Raw genomic sequence first — 16011 nt, 5'->3', positions numbered from 1 at the left:
GTGGGTGGTCTTGAAGGAATCGGACAGGGCGGGGGCCGCCGGGGGGGGGGAGGGTCGATCAGGGGGAAGGGTCGAGTTCGCCCGGGCCGGCGCCCTCGGCGATCTCGGCGGCCAGCACGGTGAGCCGCCGGCCCTGGGAGCGGGCGTGGGCGCGTAGCCGCCTGAAGGCCTCGTCCACGGAGATCTGCAGCCGCTCGGCCAGGATGCCCTTGGCCTGCTCGATCACCACGCGGCTCTCCAGCGCCTGCCGGAGCTGTCCCACCACCACCTGCTGGCCCTTCAGTCGCCTCTCGAGCAGCAGCGAGGAGGCCGCGACGGTGGCGAGCGACCGGGCGACGCTCAGGTCCAGGGCGGACGGCAGGGGCGGCCGGGTGGAGAACAGGTCGAGCGCGCCCAGCGCGTGGTCGGACACCCGAAGGGGTACGGCCGCCACGGAGATCACGCCCAGTGCACGGGCCCGCGGGCCGAAGCGGGGCCAGCGCAGCGAGTCGGGGCCGGTCGCACGGAGCGCGACGGGACCGAGCGGCTCCTCGCGGCCGACGCTGTCCGGGCCGGGGCCCTCGCCCAACTCGGCCTGGTGTGACTCGAGTTGGCGGGAGAGTTCGTCGGAGGCGATGGTGTAGGCGACTCGGCCGTCGTCGTCCAGGAGCGTGACACCGGCGCACTGCGGGGGCAGCAGCGCCAGTGTGTGGGTGGTGAGGTCCTGCAGCAGTTGCGGCGCGTCGAAGTCGACGGCGTGCCGGGCGAGATCGCTCACTGCCTCGGCGATGCCGGCCTCGCGTTCGGTGGTTGGCATGACAGGACAGCCGTTCAGCCGGTCCCGCGTCCGCGGCGATGGGCGTGGTCTGGGCACACACCCGGAGGGGAGGGTGGGGTTGGCGGGCTCATGGGGCCGGGTGGCGGCCTCACGACGCACGGGCTCACGCTAGCGCGCAGGGTGCCGACGGGCAGGGACTTCCGCCGAGGCCGGCTGGGGACCAAGGGGCCCGGAAGGTGGGCCGGTTGGGGCGCGGGAGCCCGGAAGGTGGGCCGGCTGGGGACCAAGGGGCCGGAAGGTGGGCCGGTCGGGACGCGGGAGCCCGGAAGGTTGGCCGGTTGGGGCACGGGAGACCGGAAGGTGGGCCGGTCGGGGCACGGGAGACCGGAAGGTGGGCCGGTCGGGACGCGGGAGCCCGGAAGGTTGGCCGGTTGGGACACGGGAGCCGTAAGGTCGGCCGGTCGGGACACGGGGACGGCGCTGGGCGGGAGGCATGGAGGCGGCCGCCGCCTTGTGTCGGCGCGGACGGCGGCCGCCTGCGCGCGGCACTCGCGTCTTCCCAGGGCGCGAGGGCCCCGCGCGGGATCGTCCTCACGGCACCGGGGGCGTGCGGGAGTTCGCCCCTGACGAGGGGCCGGAGGACGGGGGAGCGGGGTCCGCGAATCGTTCGCGGGATGTGCGGACTCCGGCTTCCCCAGCGGTTCGGTGGTCACTCCGCGCCCGGGACCGGGGGCCGGAAGAAGTGCTCGCCGACGCGAGCCCGCCGGTTCCATGTACTTCACGAAGAGGAACCGGAACGTCTGCTCGAATCCTAGAGGGTGGCGGGCGCGTTCGACACCTCGCGATTCGGTACGTGCCGGCCGGGACCGGCGTCACCCCGGCGGTCCGAGAACCCGTCCACCGTACGCCCGTGAGTCTGCGCTCAGTCGAACGTCACAGGTCCGCGGGGGGTTCGCACCGTGAACGTGAGCCCCGTCAGGCCCTCGGACAGGGCGAGTTCGGTGCCCACGGCCGCAAGCAGCGGACGGATCTCGTCCGGTTCGGGGGCGCTCGCGGACAGCTCCAGCAGCGGAGTCTCCGGCAGCCCAGAGGCGCTCGGGTGGACGGCCGAGCCCCAGTCGATCAGGAACGGCACCAGACCGGAAGGGTGCTGGGTGTCCCCGTCGGTCAGCCGCCACTCCAGCAGCGTGCCGTCGGGCCGGCGACGGCTCATCGGGCGTACGTCGCCCGGGTCGTAGCCCCGCGCCCGGGCGTCGGCGACCGCCCGGTCGAGGTCCGGCGGGCTGATCGCCCAGGTCACCGTCCGTGCGGCGGCCAGCTCGTCGACCGCGAACGGTCGCGGGCCCGCGGGCTCCGACTGTTCCGGGTCCGGGCCGATGATCTCCAGGTAGCTGGAACCACCCAGCGACACAAGGAAGTTGCGGGTACCGCGCCCGACATGCGCACCGCCGGGCGCGGGCGTCACGCCGGTGCGCCGGGTGAAGTCGGCGACCGTCGCCGCCAGATCCGGGGTCGCGAGGACCAGGTGGTCCAGATGTGCGGGAATGGCGTTCATCCCCGCCGAGGCTACGCGCCGCCGCCACTGGGATGGAACACCTGTACGGAAGGTGGGGCCGGCCGTGTCAGTCGTCGTGGGTGAGGTTGCCGTCCTCGTCCATGGTCGGGTGCATCTTCATCGGCCCGTACTCGTCGACGTCCGAAGGCCGCGGCGGCTCCGGACCGTCCGGCCCCATCCGCAGCATCCGCTCCACCCGGCAGATCCGGAACAGCCGGTCGTCGACGCGGAACTCGTCGGCCCGGTCGAGCGCCCGGAACTCCTCGGCGGCCTTCGCGTACCGAGCCTTGGTGGCGTCGTCGAGCCGGTACAGCAGCGCCCATATCTCGGCCAGGCCGTCGTGGAGCAGTCGCCGGGCGTCGTGCGGGGTGTTCATCAGGGTGCCACGCGGTCGCCAGCCACCGCCCTCGCCGCGCTCGACGACACCGAACCCCGTGGGCAGCAGCACGAGCCCGGGGTGCGTGTCGACCGCGCGCTCGGAGTCGGCGCGCACGTCCGCCGGGAACCGGGCACCCGTGTACGCGAAGTCCTGAAGGCCCAGCTTCAGCGCGCCCGCCGCCGGACCGTCCGCGCGCCCCGGATCGAGGACGAACCCGGGGTCCTGGGACTTGGTGTCCCGTGTCCCGCGCCCCCACGTCCGCTCGACCGGCTCCGGGTCCGTGGGCCGGGGCGGCTCCAGCCCGTCCGCGCCGCCCCGCGCGAACTCGTCCCCGCGCACCACGCGGTAGCGCACCCCGCACGCCGTGACCTCGTTCACCGGCTCACGCGTCAGCACGTCGACGGCGGCGAGCAGTTCACGCCGTACGGCCCGGTCGTCCGTGTCGTCCTTCGCGGTGAAGAACAGATGCGACTGCAGCCCGTCCCGTGCCGTCTGCGGCATCCCGTCGGTCACCGGCTTCAGCAGCCGCCACTGCGGCCCGGCCGCCGGATCCTGTACGGCGACCCCGAACACGGGCCCCCGCAGCGCGAATTCGGGATACCGCAGCGCCCCCTCCACGGCGTCGGCCTCCCGCACCCAGGCGGCGGGGTCGTCCCGGTGGACCAACTCCTCGTGGAGCGCGTCGATCTGTTGCCGCCAGTCATCGTCCATGCACGCATTGTCGCGGCCGGGGGTGTGGAGAGGGGGCGGAAACAGCCCAACAAACGGTCCTGTTGGGTGGTGCGCGGCACCGGCCGAGCGCCCCTCCCGGCATAGGCTCGGGCCATGGCTCACCGACTTCTTGTCTACACCCGTACCACCGGCTACCGCCACGACTCCATCCCCGCCGCGGTCGACGCCGTGCGCACCCTCGGGGACTTCGCCGTGGACCACAGCGAGGACCCGGGAGACCTCGAAGGACCCCTCGACGCGTACGCCGCCGTCGTCTTCCTCTCCACCAGCGGGGAGGTGCTCACCCCGGCGGGACGGGAGCGGCTCGCCGGATACATGGCGGCGGGCGGCGGTTTCGTAGGGGTGCACGCCGCCGCCTGCACCGAGTACGAGTGGCCGTACTACGGGGAGCTGCTGGGCGCCCGCTTCGCCCGGCACCCCGAGTACCAGCCGGGCAAGGCCGTCATCGAGGACCACACCCACCCCGCCACCCGACACCTGCCCGCCGTCTGGGAGTTCACCGACGAGTGGTACGACTTCCGCACCAACTCCCGTGGCTCGGCGCGCGTGCTGGCCACGGCCGACGAGACGTCGTACGAGGGCGGCGGCATGGGTGCCGACCACCCCCTGGTCTGGTGTCGCGAACAGGGCGAGGGCAGGGTCTTCTACACCGCCCTCGGCCACGCGGTGGAGGCCTACGAGGACCCGGACTTCCGGGGCCACCTGCTCGGCGGGATCAACTGGGCGGCCCGGACCGGCAGTTAGCCGAGCTCTACGAAGAGGCGGACGTCCGGGGCGTACTCGTCGACCATTCCCCTGAAACGGGCGAGGTCCACCCGGCAGTTGGTGAGGTCCGCCTCCGCCACGGCCGGCGCGGGTGCGGACGCCGACTCGAACCACACGATCGAGAGCACGGTCTTCCCCAACCTGCCCCGGTCGAGGCCCATGGCGGAGATCGCCGACCAGGGCAGGAACCGTCGCCTGCGCAGGAACAGCGGAAAACCCAGGGTGATGCCGTTCGGCCCGATCAGCAGGGCGGGGTGGTGGAAGGAGAGCTGCACGGCCATCACCAGGAAGATCGGCCCGGCGACGAGCCATAAGAGGACCCTGACCCAGCTTTCGGCCGGGGGTATGGCGCCCGGGACGAGACTCGCCAGCAGGACCAGCGCCATGGTCGCCATGCCGCGTGTCGCGGGCCCGTTCCAGCCGTAGCGGATCGTGTACTCCCCACCCGCACCGTCCACCCTAGACACGCGGGCGGGCCGTGCTCGCGCGTTCCACCAGGCGGGTGGAGAGTTCCGTGCGGGTGCCCTCCGGGCGGTCGCCGTCCATCATGCGGACCAGGAGGTGGAGGGCTGTCGCCGCCATCTCCGAGAGGGGCTGGCGGACCGTGGTGAGGGCCGGTGTGATCCAGCGGGACTCCGGGAGGTCGTCGAAGCCGACGACGCTGATGTCGTCCGGGATCCTCAACCCCCGCTCGGCCAGCGCCTCGTAGACGCCCAGCGTCATCCGGTCCGAGCACACGAACACCGCCGTCGGCGGCTCGCGCAGGTCGAGCAGGTCCAGCATCCGGCGGCGGGCCACGGACTCGTCGAAACCGGCGTGCCGGACGTATTCGCCACGGTGGCGGACGCCCGCCGACGCGAGTGCCGAGCGGTAGCCGGCCACCCGCGCACTGCTGCACATCTTGCGCTGATGACCCGCGATCACCGCGATCCGCTCATGACCCAGCGAGAGCAGATGCTCGGTGGCCGTCACCCCGCCCTGCCAGTTCGCCGCGCCGACCGACACCACCCCCGGCGGCGGCTCCAGCACCGGGTCGATCAGGACGTACGGGATGCGGTGCTGGTCCAGCCAGCCGTGCTGCGAAGGCGTCAGCTCGGCCAGGTTGAACAGCACCCCCGACGAGCCCCGCGCGATCAGCTTGTCCAGCCAGCCCCGCTCCGGCCGCGCACCCCGCGTCCGGTTCAGCCCGGCCGAGACCACGACCTCCAGACCCGCGTCGTGCGCCGCCGCCTCCACCCCGTGCAGCACCGCCCCCGACCAGGAGCTGTCGAGCGAATGCACCACCAAGTCCACCAGACCGGGCACCTTCGCCGCGTCGAACCGGGGTCTGCGGACATAGCCGAGCCGGTCCAGCGCCTCGGTCACCCGGCGGCGCGTCTCCGGCGCCACGTCCTCGCGGCCGTTGACCACCTTCGACGCGGTCGGCACCGACACCCCGGCCTCACGGGCCACTACGGCCAGCGTCGGACCGGCGGCCACGCTGGCACTCCCGGTACGAACCATCAAAACCACCTCTCCGGCCCGCCCGAGGGCCGTCGAAAGTTTCGACCAGCACAGAAACAGTTTCGACCAACACAGAAACAGTAAGCGCTTCCTACCCTAGGTTCACCGCAGGGCGCCGGGAAGAGGTCGGACTTCGCAGGCTCGATCGGCCCGGGACTTTCGAAACTTCGAACACGGTGGCTGTCGTTGGTGAGCCGACCCTCGTGATCGTCAGCGGCAGGTCAGCCGGAACCCCGTGAAGTCGGCGATGAGTTCGGCACCGACGAGGTCCACGGCGTGGATGCCCGCCATCGCCCCGGTGAAGCGCAGCCTGGAGCCGTGGTCGTCGGACAGCCGCGCGAAGTCGAGGGGCGGGCCGACCGGCGTACGCACCCCGTCCCGTACGTACCAGAAACGCGCCTCGGCGCCGTCGATCGTCGCGCCCAGGGTGAGCGGGGCGTCGGTCCCGATCTCGACCAGCGCCGCCTGCCGGATGCCGTCCTCGTCGCGCTCCGTCAGGCTGAGCACGGTGCGCCCGGCCCGGGGATCCTGCCACTGCTGGCCGTGCTGCCCTTCCCCCTCCGGCTCCGCCCACGTCACGTCGAGGCTCAGATACACCTCGGTGTCGTACCAGAGGACCAGCCCGGCGGCCTGGGTGAACGTGCGGGGTGCGGCCTCCATGGTGACCTCCGCCTCCGCACGGTGCTCGGTGATCCGCCGGGCCAGGAGACTGTGCGCCCACCGCGACTCGGGCCCGTGCCGGCCGCGCAGCCGGATCCAGCCGGGACGGCTGGTGGTGTCGGCCCAGGACGGGTCGGGGGCCGCACGGAGGGTGCACCACGGCCGGCCCGACGGCTCGACGGGGACGGCTGATGGCGCAACTGCGCTGTGCGCCGGTGGAGTCGGTACGTCGACCTCGACCGCGGGATGATGCCCGCCGTGCGCCAGCCGGGGCCACCCGTCCGTGTCCCAGGCGACCGGCTGGATCGCGGTCTCCCGGCCGAGGGTGCAGCGCGGTCCGGCCGGGGTGTGCAGCGGGCGGGCCGCGAGGTGGCTCAACACCCAGTGCCCGGAGGGGGTTTGGACCAGCTCGCCGTGTCCGGCCTTCTGCAGCGGCAGTGACGGATCGTCCCGTGAGGTCAGCAGCGGGCGGTCGTCGAGCTCGTACGGGCCGGTGAGCGCGCGGCTGCGGGCGACCCGTACACCGTGCTCGAAACCGGTTCCACCCTCCGCCAGCACCAGGTAGTACCAGCCGTCCCTGCGTAGCAACTTCGGCCCCTCGACGAGCTGTTCGTGCTGGAGGAGGAGGTGGGTGCCACCGACGGGCGCGAGGGTCCCGGGGTCCAGTTCGGTCAGGACGATCCCCGCGAAACGGCTGCCGCCTGGGCGGTGGTCGTTCTGGAGGTTGAGCAGCCAGAGCCGGCCGTCGTCGTGGAAGAGGGAGGGGTCGAAGCCGTGGCTCGGGATGCGGCGCGGGGTTGTCCACCGGCCGCTCACGTCGGTGGCCGTACTGCCGTACACGTCCGTGTCGAAGTACGGCGTCCCGACCGACCGCACGATCGCGTACACCACCCAGAACCGCTCGCCGTCCCAGCTCAGCGAGGGTGCCCAGATGCCGCCCGAGTCGGGGACCCCGGCCAGCGAGCCGCCGGGGGCCGCGCCCTCGACATGGCCCGCGTACTCCCAGTGCGCGAGGTCGCGGGAGCGGTGGATCGGGATCGTCGGGAACCACTCGAAGGAACTGGTCGCCACGTAGTAGCAGTCGCCCACCCGGACCATCGAGGGGTCGGGGGCGAAGCCACGGATGACGGGGTTGTGCAGCAGCGTCACTTGAGGGCCCCGAGCGTGACGCCGGTGCGCCAGTAGCGGCGCATGGCGACCATCATGATCGCCATCGGGACGATGGAGAGCAGTGCGCCGGTCAGGACGAGGCTGGTCAGGTCGACACCGGATTCCAGGCGTTTTCCGGACCAGTTGTACAACCCCAGGTTGAGGGTCCAGTTCTCCTCGCCGCGCAGCACGGTGAGCGGGAGGAAGAACGCGTTCCAGGTGTTGACGAAGGCGAGGAGGAAGACCGTCGCGCCGCCCGTCGTCATCATCCGCAGCACGATGCTGAAGAAGATGCGCAGTTCGCCGGCGCCGTCGATCCGGGCGGCCTCGAGAAGCTCGTACGGGATCGTCGCCTCGGTGTAGACCTTCGCGAGGTAGACGCTGAACGGGTTGATCAGGCAGGGGATCAGCATCGCCCAGGGCGTGTCGACCAGGCCGATCTCCGAGAACAGCAGATAGAGGGGGAGCGTGAGCAGGGCGATCGGGATCAGGAACGAGCCCACCACGCACGCGAACACCAGGTTGCGGCCCGGGAATTGGAAGCGGGCGAGGCCGTAACCGGTTGCGAGGGCGAGCAGCGTGCCGCCGAGGGACCCGACTCCGGCGTACAGGAAGGAGTTCGCGGTCCAGCGCAGGAAGATGCCGTCCTCGTAGGTGAACAACTGGTGCAGGTTGTCCCAGAGGTGCCAGCCGGAGAACCACAGGCCGTTCGACTGGTACAGCCCCGTGCGGTCCTTGGTCGAGGCGACGATCAGCCACCAGACGGGAAACAGGCTGTAAACGCTTGCCAAGGTCAGGCCGACCAGCAGGAAGCGCTGGCCGCCGCGGGTGCGGCCGGCCGGGTCGGGGCGGGTCAGACGCCGTACCGTGTGCGGCTTGGCGCGTTCTTCGGTGAGCGTCATCAGTCGGCCTCCCTCGAGGTCAGCCGGTAGAAGAGGAAGGAGGCGACGCCGAGGATCAGCGCGAGCAGCACCGAAAGGGCCGCGGCGTAGTGGTAGTTGCCGGCGTTGAACGCCTGGTTGTAGATGATCATGATCGGGGTGAAGCTGTCGCTGACCGTCTGCGGGGTGATGTTCCTGAACAGCGCGGGCTCGTTGAAGATCTGCAGCATCTGGATGATCGACAGCATGCCGGTGAGGACCAACGCGCCGCGCACGTAAGGGATCTTGATGCTGAGCGCGATCCGCCGCTCGGACGCGCCGTCGAGCCGCGCCGCCTCGAACAGCTCGCGCGGGACGCCCTGGAGCGCCGAGTAGATGATCACCATGTTGTAGCCGACCCCGTGCCAGGTGAGCAGGTTGCCGATGGACGGCCACACCATGGACGGCGCGAAGAAGTTCCAGTCCAGGCCGAAGACCTTGCCGAGCGGGGTCAGCGGGCCGACGTCCGGGCTGTACAGGTTGATCCAGACGAGCGCGGCGACCACGCCGGGGATCATGTACGGCACCAGGAGGAGGATGCGGAAACGGCCCGCGACCTTCGAGGTGAGCGCGTCCAGGAACAGGGCCAGTGCGAGGCTGATGAGCAGCATCACCGGGATCTGCACGCACGCGAACAGCACCACCCGGAGCACCGAGCCCATGAACGCCGAGTCGGTCAGGCCCTGTTGGTAGTTTTCCAGCCCGGAGAACCTCTCCGTGGAGCCGCCGAGCCCGAGGCCGGACTGCTGCTCACGGTAGAGGGACTGGTAGACCGCGTACCCGATCGGAAGCAGGTACAGGAAGACGAAGCCGAGCTGGAAGGGCACCGTGAAGGCGGCGCCCTTCCAGCGCAGTGAGCGCGTCATCGTTTCTCGTCCCCGGCCTCTAGCCCTCGACGCTGATGCCGCGGGACTTCAGGTCCTTGACCGTCCACTCCTGCATGTGCGCCAGCAGGTCGGTCACCTTCTCCTGCTTGTTGACGACCTTGGCCCAACCGGCCTGCATCTCCGTGAACATGGCCGTCCAGTCCGGACCGAAGGTCCAGTCGGTGGTGACCGTGCTCAGGCTGTCGGTGACGATCTTCTGGGCCGGCTGGTAGTTCTTGCCGAGCAGCTTGTCGGAGATCGCGTCCGCGACGTACGAGTCGCTGTCCTTGAGGGCCGGCATCACGCCGTTGCCGGTGGTCGGGCTCGCCATCGTCTTGACCGCGCCGGTGTCCGTGGACATCCACAGGGCGGCCTCGGCGGCCTGCTGGATGTTCTTGCACTGCTTGGTCACCAGGGTCACGCTGCCGGTCAGGTTGGTGCCTGCCGGGGTCTTCGCCGCCTCGCCCTGGAACGTCGGCCAGGGCGACAGCGCCCACTTGCCGAAGGACTTGGTGAAGTTCTGCACCATGCCGGCCATCTGCCAGGTGGAGATCTGCCGGGTCGCGGTGCCGCCGTTGTCGTAGTTGCGCTGCACGGCGGCGTAGTCCGCGAACGACAGCTTGGAGTTGAGGTCGTTGTCGATGATCTCCTGGATCACCTTGGCGGCCTTGAGGGTGCCCGCGTCCTGGAAGTCCACCTTCCAGGAGTTGCCGTCGATCGTGTACCAGTGGGCGCCGGCCTGCATGGCGAGCACCTCCAGGGTGCTGGGGTCCTCACCGGCGTAGTTGGTGATCTTGACGCCGTGCTTCTTGAGCACCTTGCCGGCGGCTATGAACTCGTCCCAGGTGGTGGGGGGCTTGATGCCGTACTTGGTGAAGATGTCGGTGCGGTAGATCGTGAAGTTGGGGGCCGAACTGGTGGGCACGCCGTAGCTCTTGCCCTGCACCTGCGCGCTCGCCCACGAACCCGGGTTGAACTTGTCCTTGCTTCCGTCGACGTACTGGCTGATGTCGGCGAGCGCGCCCTGCGAGACCCAACTCGTCACGTACTCGGCGGTGTTCTGCACGAGGCACGGCGCGTTGCCCGCCTTGACCGCGTTGGTCAGCTGCTTCTGCATCGTCAACTGGTCGGTGACCTTGGTGTACTTCAGCTTGACGTCCTTGTGCGAGGCGTTGAACGCCTTCACGACCGCCTCCTGGCCGTTGGCCCAGCCCCAGAAGGGGAGGGTGACCGGGCCGGAGGACTTGGCGCCGTCACCCGAGTCCGAACCGCCGCAGGCGGTGAGCAGACCCGTCAGCGCGAGACCGGCGACGGCGGCTTGGGCGAACCTTCTCCGGGGGCTGGTGAAGTTCATCTGACCCTGTTCCTTCGGGGATCGGGCGTTCTCAGAACGAAAGGACGGCGGCTCGGAGGCGACGGCCGGAAACGGCGGCCGGACGACCGGTCGGCTCGCGGTCGCGGAGACCCGGCCAAGCGGAAGGTGTAGTAAGCGGTTGCCGTGAACGTAGGCGGTTCTGCTCGGCTTGGGCAAGGGGTATGCCGGAAATAATTACGTCACGCGTGGAAATGCGCTGGTGAGGAGGGGAAAACGGTTACGAAACGAATGCACACATCTCTCGACGCGGAGGGCTAGGGGCGCGAGGGGGGCGGCGGTCAGCCCCTCGGCGGGGGCTGAACCGAGTTGCGTACGACCACATGGGTGCCGAGGATCAGATGGTCGCCGTCGGCGCCCTTGCGGCGGCCCGCGCCGCCCTCGCGCCGGTCGGCCACCGCACGCAGCGCCACCCGGCCCATCTCCTCGTACGGCACGTGCACGGTGGTGAGTTGGGGCGTGAGCTGGGACGCGAGCGGGATGTCGTCGTAGCCGACGATGGAGACGTCGTCGGGCACGCGCAGTCCCGCGGCCCGCAGCGCCTGCATCGCGCCGGCCGCCACGACGTCCGTCCCGGCGAGGACGGCCGTGAAGTCCGGAGTGTCGTGCAGGGCGGTCTCGACGGCCGCGTAGCCGTGCTCGTCGTCGTACGGGCCGTACCGGACCAGGCCCGGATCGAAGGGCACGCCGTACGACTCGAACGCCCGCCGGGCGCCCTTCAACCTGCCCTGCGCCGTGGTGAGTTCGGCCGGGCCGGGCAGGATCAGCACCCTGCGGTGGCCGGCCGACAGGAGGTGGCTGGCCATGGCGTAGGCGCCGCCCTCGTTGTCGTAGTCGACGGTCGTGGCGGGGACGTCGCCCTCCAGCGGCGGGCGGCCGACCAGGACGAGGTGGGAGCCCGCGGCGTCGAGGGAGCGGGCGAAGCGGGCCATGCGGAGCTGGTACTCGTCGTAGTCGTAGGCGCCGCCGAGCAGGACGACGGCTGCCACGCCCTGCTGGCGCATGAGGTTGACCAGGGCCAGCTCACGCTCCGGGTCGTCGCCGGTCGTGCCGACCAGTGACAGCCAGCCGCGGAGGGTCGCCGCACCCTCCACGCCCTTCGCCACATGGGCGAACGCCGCGCCGGTGATGTTGTTGATGAGGATCGCGACCGTGGGCGTACCGCCGCCGGCCAGGGAACGGGCGTGGGCGTTGGTGACGTAGTCCAGGTCCCGGACCACCTTCATCACCCGGCGGCGCAGGTCCTCCGACACCGGGTAGTTCCCGGACAGGACGCGCGAGACGCTGGCCACGGAGACGCCCGCGCGCTCCGCGACGTCGCGGATGGTGGCGCGGGCGGGGTCGCCGGACGTCTTGCGCTGACTCACCGGGGGCTCCTTCATCGGGCGGGGTTGGAGAGTGGGGGAACCGTATCCCAGATTGTTTCCCGCAGGCCTGGGCTGTGGATAACGCTGCCGTGCCTGCCGTCCATGCCGTCATGCCACACGGGTCATGTCCGCCTGCCGTACCTCGTGCCGCAGTGGGAGAGCCGACGCCAGCCGTTCCAGCTCGTCGGCGACTATGCGGCCCAGGCGTTCCAGTTCGGTGCCCAGGGAGCCCGCGATGTGGGGGGTGAGGAAGACGTTGGGGAGGCGGTAGAGGGGGGAGTCGGCGGGGAGGGGCTCGGGTTCCGTCACGTCCAGGACCGCGTGCAGGCGGCCCGAGACCAGCTCGTCGGTGAGTGCCTCCGGGTCGATCAGGGCGCCGCGTGACGTGTTGATCAGCACGGCTCCGTCCCGGATGAGGGCCAGGCGGGGCGCGTCGAGCATGCGGTAGGTCTCGGGGATGTCGGGGGCGTGCAGGGTCACGATGTCGCTGTGCCCGAGCAGGTCGTCCAGGGGGACCAGCTCGGCGCCCATGGCCGCCGCCTCGGTGGGACTCACGTACGGATCGTGCAGGAGGACCGTGAAGTCGAAGGGGCGCAGCAGGTCCAGGAGGCGGCGGCCCACCCGGGAGGCTCCGATCACGCCGACGCGACGGCCCACGTTGCCCGTGGCCGAGGTCTCGGCGGGGGAGGGGTAGGTGTGGGTGACGCGGAAGCGTTCCCGGTGGGTGAAGGCGTCCTTGCCGGTCAGCAGGATCATCGCGAGCGTGTACTCGGCGACCGGCAGCGCGTTGCCCGTCACCGCGCTGGAGACGGTGACGCCGTGCTCCCACAGGGCCTCGCCGACCAGCGCCCGGACCGAGCCGGCGGCGTGCAGGACGGTGCGGAGGCGCGGGGCGGCGGAGAGGACCCCGGCGTCCAGGCGGGGGCAGCCCCAGCCGGTGATCAGTACCTCGGCGGCGGCCAGGGCCTGCGCGGCCTCCGGAGCGGTGAAGTCCCGTACCACCAGCGCCGGGTCGAGGTCGGACGCCTGCTTCAGCCGCGCCATGAGGGGCGGAGGGAAGAGGAGGGGCAGGTGCACGGGGTCCATCGCGAACACGGCACGCGGGGGGTGACGGGGGGCGGCCGGGTGGGGATGGGAGTGCGGGTGGGGGTGCGGGTGCGGATGGGGTTGGTCGTGGGGGTTGGGCATGGCTCTCCTGTGGCGCTGGTGACAGGGAGTAGAAACAGTTTCTGAAAGCGCCTTCTACCGTAGATCTGCGTTGAAGCGGCGGTCAATCGGTAGGTGGAGGGCGGAGTCGGGTGGAGCTGCGAGTCCTTCGGGCTCTCCTGGACCCCTTCTGCAGCCCTGCTGGTGACTCTCCGGGCGAAATCGCTTACCGGGGCTCCTGGTGAGGGTCGGCCCGGGGAGTGGCGGCTTTGACAACCGGTTGCCGCACTGACCAGCGCGGTAGCCACTTCAACCCCCTTCGCTCGGCCGAACCACTGTTTTCGAAAGTTCGCCGGGCCCCTTGACGTGCAATGCCCTCGGACGGAAGCTCCCTGCACCGCCGGTAGCAACCGGTTCCCGAAACATTCGCACGCCGCATCCACCCCAGCGAAGAGAGTGGGTAGTTCATGCGCACCCAGGCCGGTGCTCCGTTGAGCCGCCGCCGGTTTCTCGCCCTCTCGGCAGCCGGTGCCGCGACCGGCGCGGCGTCACTGAGCGGCTGCGCCATGCAGGTGTCGAACGGGGTGAGCGGTCCCGGCGAGACCGTCACGGTCATGGCCACGGCCGAAGATCTCTCGCCGGAGCTGATCAAGCAGGCCCAGAAGGACATCGGCGTCAAGATCAGGACCGTGCTGTTCAGCACCAGCAAGCTGATCGCGATGATGACCAACGGCAACCCGCCCGACCTGGTGCGCGGCATCGGTGCCGTGGACGCCCCGTACTACGCGGCCCGGGGGGTGATGGAGGACCTGGACCCGTACTTCGCGAAGAGCTCGGTTCTGCGGGTGGACGACCTGGATCCGGTCAACGACCTGTGGCGTTACGACGGCCGCAGCCAGGGCAAGGGCCCCCGGTACGGCATGGCGAAGGACTTCTCGCAGGACTCCATGTTCTGGTACAACACCGCGCTGTTCGACCAGGCGGGCGTCGACTATCCGCCCGAGCTGGAGCCGGTCACGTACGAGGAATGGCTGGACACGGCCAAGCGGCTCACCCGGCGCAGGAAGGGGCAGACCACCGTCTTCGGCGGCAGCTACAACGGTGTGTCCACGATCGACATGCTGGCCGGCCTGACCGTTTCGGCCGGCGGCAGCCTCTTCACCGACGACTTCTCCAGGGTCGACTTCACCAGTCCGGAGGCCCGCAAGGCGCTCGGCTGGTACATCGAGTACTGCCGGACCAAGGTCGGCCCCAGCATCGTCCAGCCCGACCCCAACGCCTGGGACGGCCCCACCTTCCAGGCCAACCGGCTGGCCATGTCCAACTCGGGCTACTGGCTGGGCGGTCTGATCAACGCCGACAAGAAACTGGCGCCGCTGGCCCGGCTGGCCCCCGCTCCGGTCTTCCAGGGCGGCAAGCGGATCAGTCCGTGCCAGGCCGGCACCGGCTTCTGGATTCCCAGCAAGTCCCACAACAAGGACGCCGCCTGGCGGGTCTTCGAGTGGTTCTTCGGCGAGGCACCGGCCAAGGCGCGGGCCTCCGGGGGCTGGGGCATCCCGACACTGAAGTCGTTACGGCCGCTGATGCCCGCTCAGGAGAGCTATCAGAAACGGGTGTTGAAGGTGCAGGAGGCCGAGCTGAAGCACTACTCGGTGATCGCCTTCACGCCCTACGCCACCGCCGACTCGCTCCTGGGCCTCTTCAACCAGATCGCACCCGCCGCCATGAACGGCGAGATGTCCGTCGACATCCTCGCACGGCGCCTGAACTCGGCCATGAACGATCAGCTCAAGCGCGGTAAGGAGCAGGTGGGATGACGGTCGATCAGATCTCCTCCGTCGCGGGCCGGCGAGGCTCCACCCAGGCCGCGGGCAGGTCCGGGACCCGGCCGCCGACGTCGATCGCCACGCGCAGGCACCGGGCGTTCTACCTGTTCGCCTCGCCCTGGATCGCCGGGTTCGTGCTGCTGACCATCGCGCCGATGGCGTACGCGCTGTGGCTGAGCTTCACCACCTTCGACGGGATCTCGCCCAGGTGGCACTACGTCGGGTTCGGCAACTACCGGGAGCTGTTCGCCGACTCGCAGACCTGGCACTCCCTGGGCCGTACGGGCCTGTTCGCGATCACCTCGGTGCCGCTGTCCATCGTCGCGGGGCTCGGGCTCGCCGTGCTCGTCAACCGGCCGATCAAGGCGCGCGGGCTGTTCCGCACCCTGCTCTATCTGCCGGCCGTGGTGCCGCCGGTGGGCGCGGGCATCGCGTTCAAGCAGGTCTTCGACCAGAACTCCGGTGCCGCCAACGGGGTGTTGAACCTGTTCGGCATCGACGCGCTGGGCTGGCTCGCCGATCCGTACGCCCGCTACGTGCTCATCATGACGGTGCTCTGGACGGCGGGGAACATCATGATCATCTCGCTGGCCGGGCTCCAGGACGTTCCCCGGGAGCTGCTGGAGGCGGCCCGCATCGACGGCGCGAGCGCGTGGCGGAGTTTCCGGAGCGTCACCGTGCCGCTGCTGTCGCCGGTGCTGCTCTTCCAGACCGTGACCGGTGTCATCGCGTCGGTGCAGACCATCATGCCGCTGCTGCTGGCGCCCGATCCGACCCCGGCCGGAATCACCGCGCTTCCGCAGTCCAACCACCTCTACATGATGCACGTGTTCGCGGAGTACTTCGCGTTCGGCCGCTACGGCTACGCCTCCGCGCTGCTGTGGGTGCTCTTCGTCCTGATCCTCGTCGTGACCGGGCTGATCTTCCGGGCCACGTCCGGCGTGGTGTTCTACAACGTCGATCCGGAGGCGAAGAAGTGACCACCACCAGTCCGACCGTCGCCAGCCCGACCGT

Annotated in this window: 14 protein-coding genes; 3 read left to right on the top strand and 11 right to left on the bottom strand. The window is 70.3% G+C overall.

What is annotated here, in order from left to right; genetic code table 11:
- Positions 1-58: 58 nt before the first annotated feature.
- The 3 genes from MQP27_RS10525 to MQP27_RS10515 form a co-directional block, all read right to left on the bottom strand.
- Positions 59-796, bottom strand: a complete 738-nt coding sequence (locus MQP27_RS10525; RefSeq protein WP_242764217.1) for a GAF and ANTAR domain-containing protein — start codon at positions 794-796, stop codon at positions 59-61.
- Between the two features lie 883 nt (positions 797-1679).
- Positions 1680-2312, bottom strand: a complete 633-nt coding sequence (locus MQP27_RS10520; RefSeq protein WP_242764215.1) for a VOC family protein — start codon at positions 2310-2312, stop codon at positions 1680-1682.
- A 67-nt stretch (positions 2313-2379) separates the two neighbouring features.
- The gene (locus MQP27_RS10515; protein WP_242764213.1) at positions 2380-3402 is read right to left on the bottom strand and encodes a DUF5954 family protein; all 1023 of its coding nucleotides are present in this window, start codon (positions 3400-3402) and stop codon (positions 2380-2382) included.
- Between the two features lie 114 nt (positions 3403-3516).
- On the opposite strand from MQP27_RS10515, the gene MQP27_RS10510 reads away from it, so the two are divergent.
- Positions 3517-4167 carry a ThuA domain-containing protein gene (locus MQP27_RS10510; protein ID WP_242764210.1) on the top strand — a complete coding sequence of 217 codons (651 nt, stop codon included), beginning with the start codon at positions 3517-3519 and terminating at the stop codon, positions 4165-4167.
- Here MQP27_RS10510 and MQP27_RS10505 read toward each other — a convergent pair.
- From MQP27_RS10505 to MQP27_RS10470, 8 genes are all read right to left on the bottom strand, one after another.
- The gene (locus tag MQP27_RS10505) at positions 4164-4655 is read right to left on the bottom strand and encodes a hypothetical protein (protein ID WP_242764208.1); all 492 of its coding nucleotides are present in this window, start codon (positions 4653-4655) and stop codon (positions 4164-4166) included. The genes MQP27_RS10510 and MQP27_RS10505 overlap by 4 nt on opposite strands.
- Positions 4648-5691, bottom strand: a complete 1044-nt coding sequence (locus tag MQP27_RS10500; RefSeq protein ID WP_242764206.1) for a LacI family DNA-binding transcriptional regulator — start codon at positions 5689-5691, stop codon at positions 4648-4650. The genes MQP27_RS10505 and MQP27_RS10500 overlap by 8 nt, the downstream gene beginning before the upstream one ends.
- Before the next feature lie 210 nt (positions 5692-5901).
- Positions 5902-7500 (bottom strand): glycoside hydrolase family 43 protein, encoded by a 1599-nt coding sequence (locus MQP27_RS10495; RefSeq protein WP_242764204.1) that lies wholly within the window; start codon positions 7498-7500, stop codon positions 5902-5904.
- Complete coding sequence (locus tag MQP27_RS10490; protein ID WP_242764202.1) at positions 7497-8402, bottom strand: carbohydrate ABC transporter permease; 906 nt, start codon at positions 8400-8402, stop codon at positions 7497-7499. The genes MQP27_RS10495 and MQP27_RS10490 overlap by 4 nt, the downstream gene beginning before the upstream one ends.
- On the bottom strand, positions 8402-9286 hold the full coding sequence (locus tag MQP27_RS10485) for a carbohydrate ABC transporter permease (RefSeq protein WP_242764200.1): 885 nt from the start codon (positions 9284-9286) through the stop codon (positions 8402-8404). The genes MQP27_RS10490 and MQP27_RS10485 overlap by 1 nt, the downstream gene beginning before the upstream one ends.
- A 19-nt stretch (positions 9287-9305) precedes the next feature.
- Positions 9306-10640 carry an ABC transporter substrate-binding protein gene (locus MQP27_RS10480; protein WP_242764198.1) on the bottom strand — a complete coding sequence of 445 codons (1335 nt, stop codon included), beginning with the start codon at positions 10638-10640 and terminating at the stop codon, positions 9306-9308.
- A 299-nt stretch (positions 10641-10939) separates the two neighbouring features.
- Entirely contained in the window at positions 10940-12025 is a 1086-nt protein-coding gene (locus tag MQP27_RS10475) for a LacI family DNA-binding transcriptional regulator (protein WP_242764196.1), read from the bottom strand.
- A 108-nt stretch (positions 12026-12133) separates the two neighbouring features.
- Complete coding sequence (locus MQP27_RS10470) at positions 12134-13111, bottom strand: hydroxyacid dehydrogenase (RefSeq protein ID WP_242764194.1); 978 nt, start codon at positions 13109-13111, stop codon at positions 12134-12136.
- Positions 13112-13638: 527 nt separating this feature from the next.
- Here MQP27_RS10470 and MQP27_RS10465 point away from each other — a divergent pair.
- The gene (locus MQP27_RS10465) at positions 13639-14988 is read left to right on the top strand and encodes an extracellular solute-binding protein (protein ID WP_242764192.1); all 1350 of its coding nucleotides are present in this window, start codon (positions 13639-13641) and stop codon (positions 14986-14988) included.
- A complete protein-coding gene (locus tag MQP27_RS10460; RefSeq protein WP_242764190.1) occupies positions 14985-15977 on the top strand; it encodes a carbohydrate ABC transporter permease in 993 nt (330 codons plus the stop codon). Before MQP27_RS10465 ends, MQP27_RS10460 begins: the two co-directional genes overlap by 4 nt.
- Positions 15978-16011 lie beyond the last annotated feature (34 nt).

Source organism: Streptomyces cylindrosporus (assembly GCF_022698165.1).
In the GTDB taxonomy this organism is placed as follows: domain Bacteria; phylum Actinomycetota; class Actinomycetes; order Streptomycetales; family Streptomycetaceae; genus Streptomyces; species Streptomyces cylindrosporus.
Note: the sequence above shows the minus strand (reverse complement) of the source record. Positions and strands in the feature narration are given on the sequence as shown.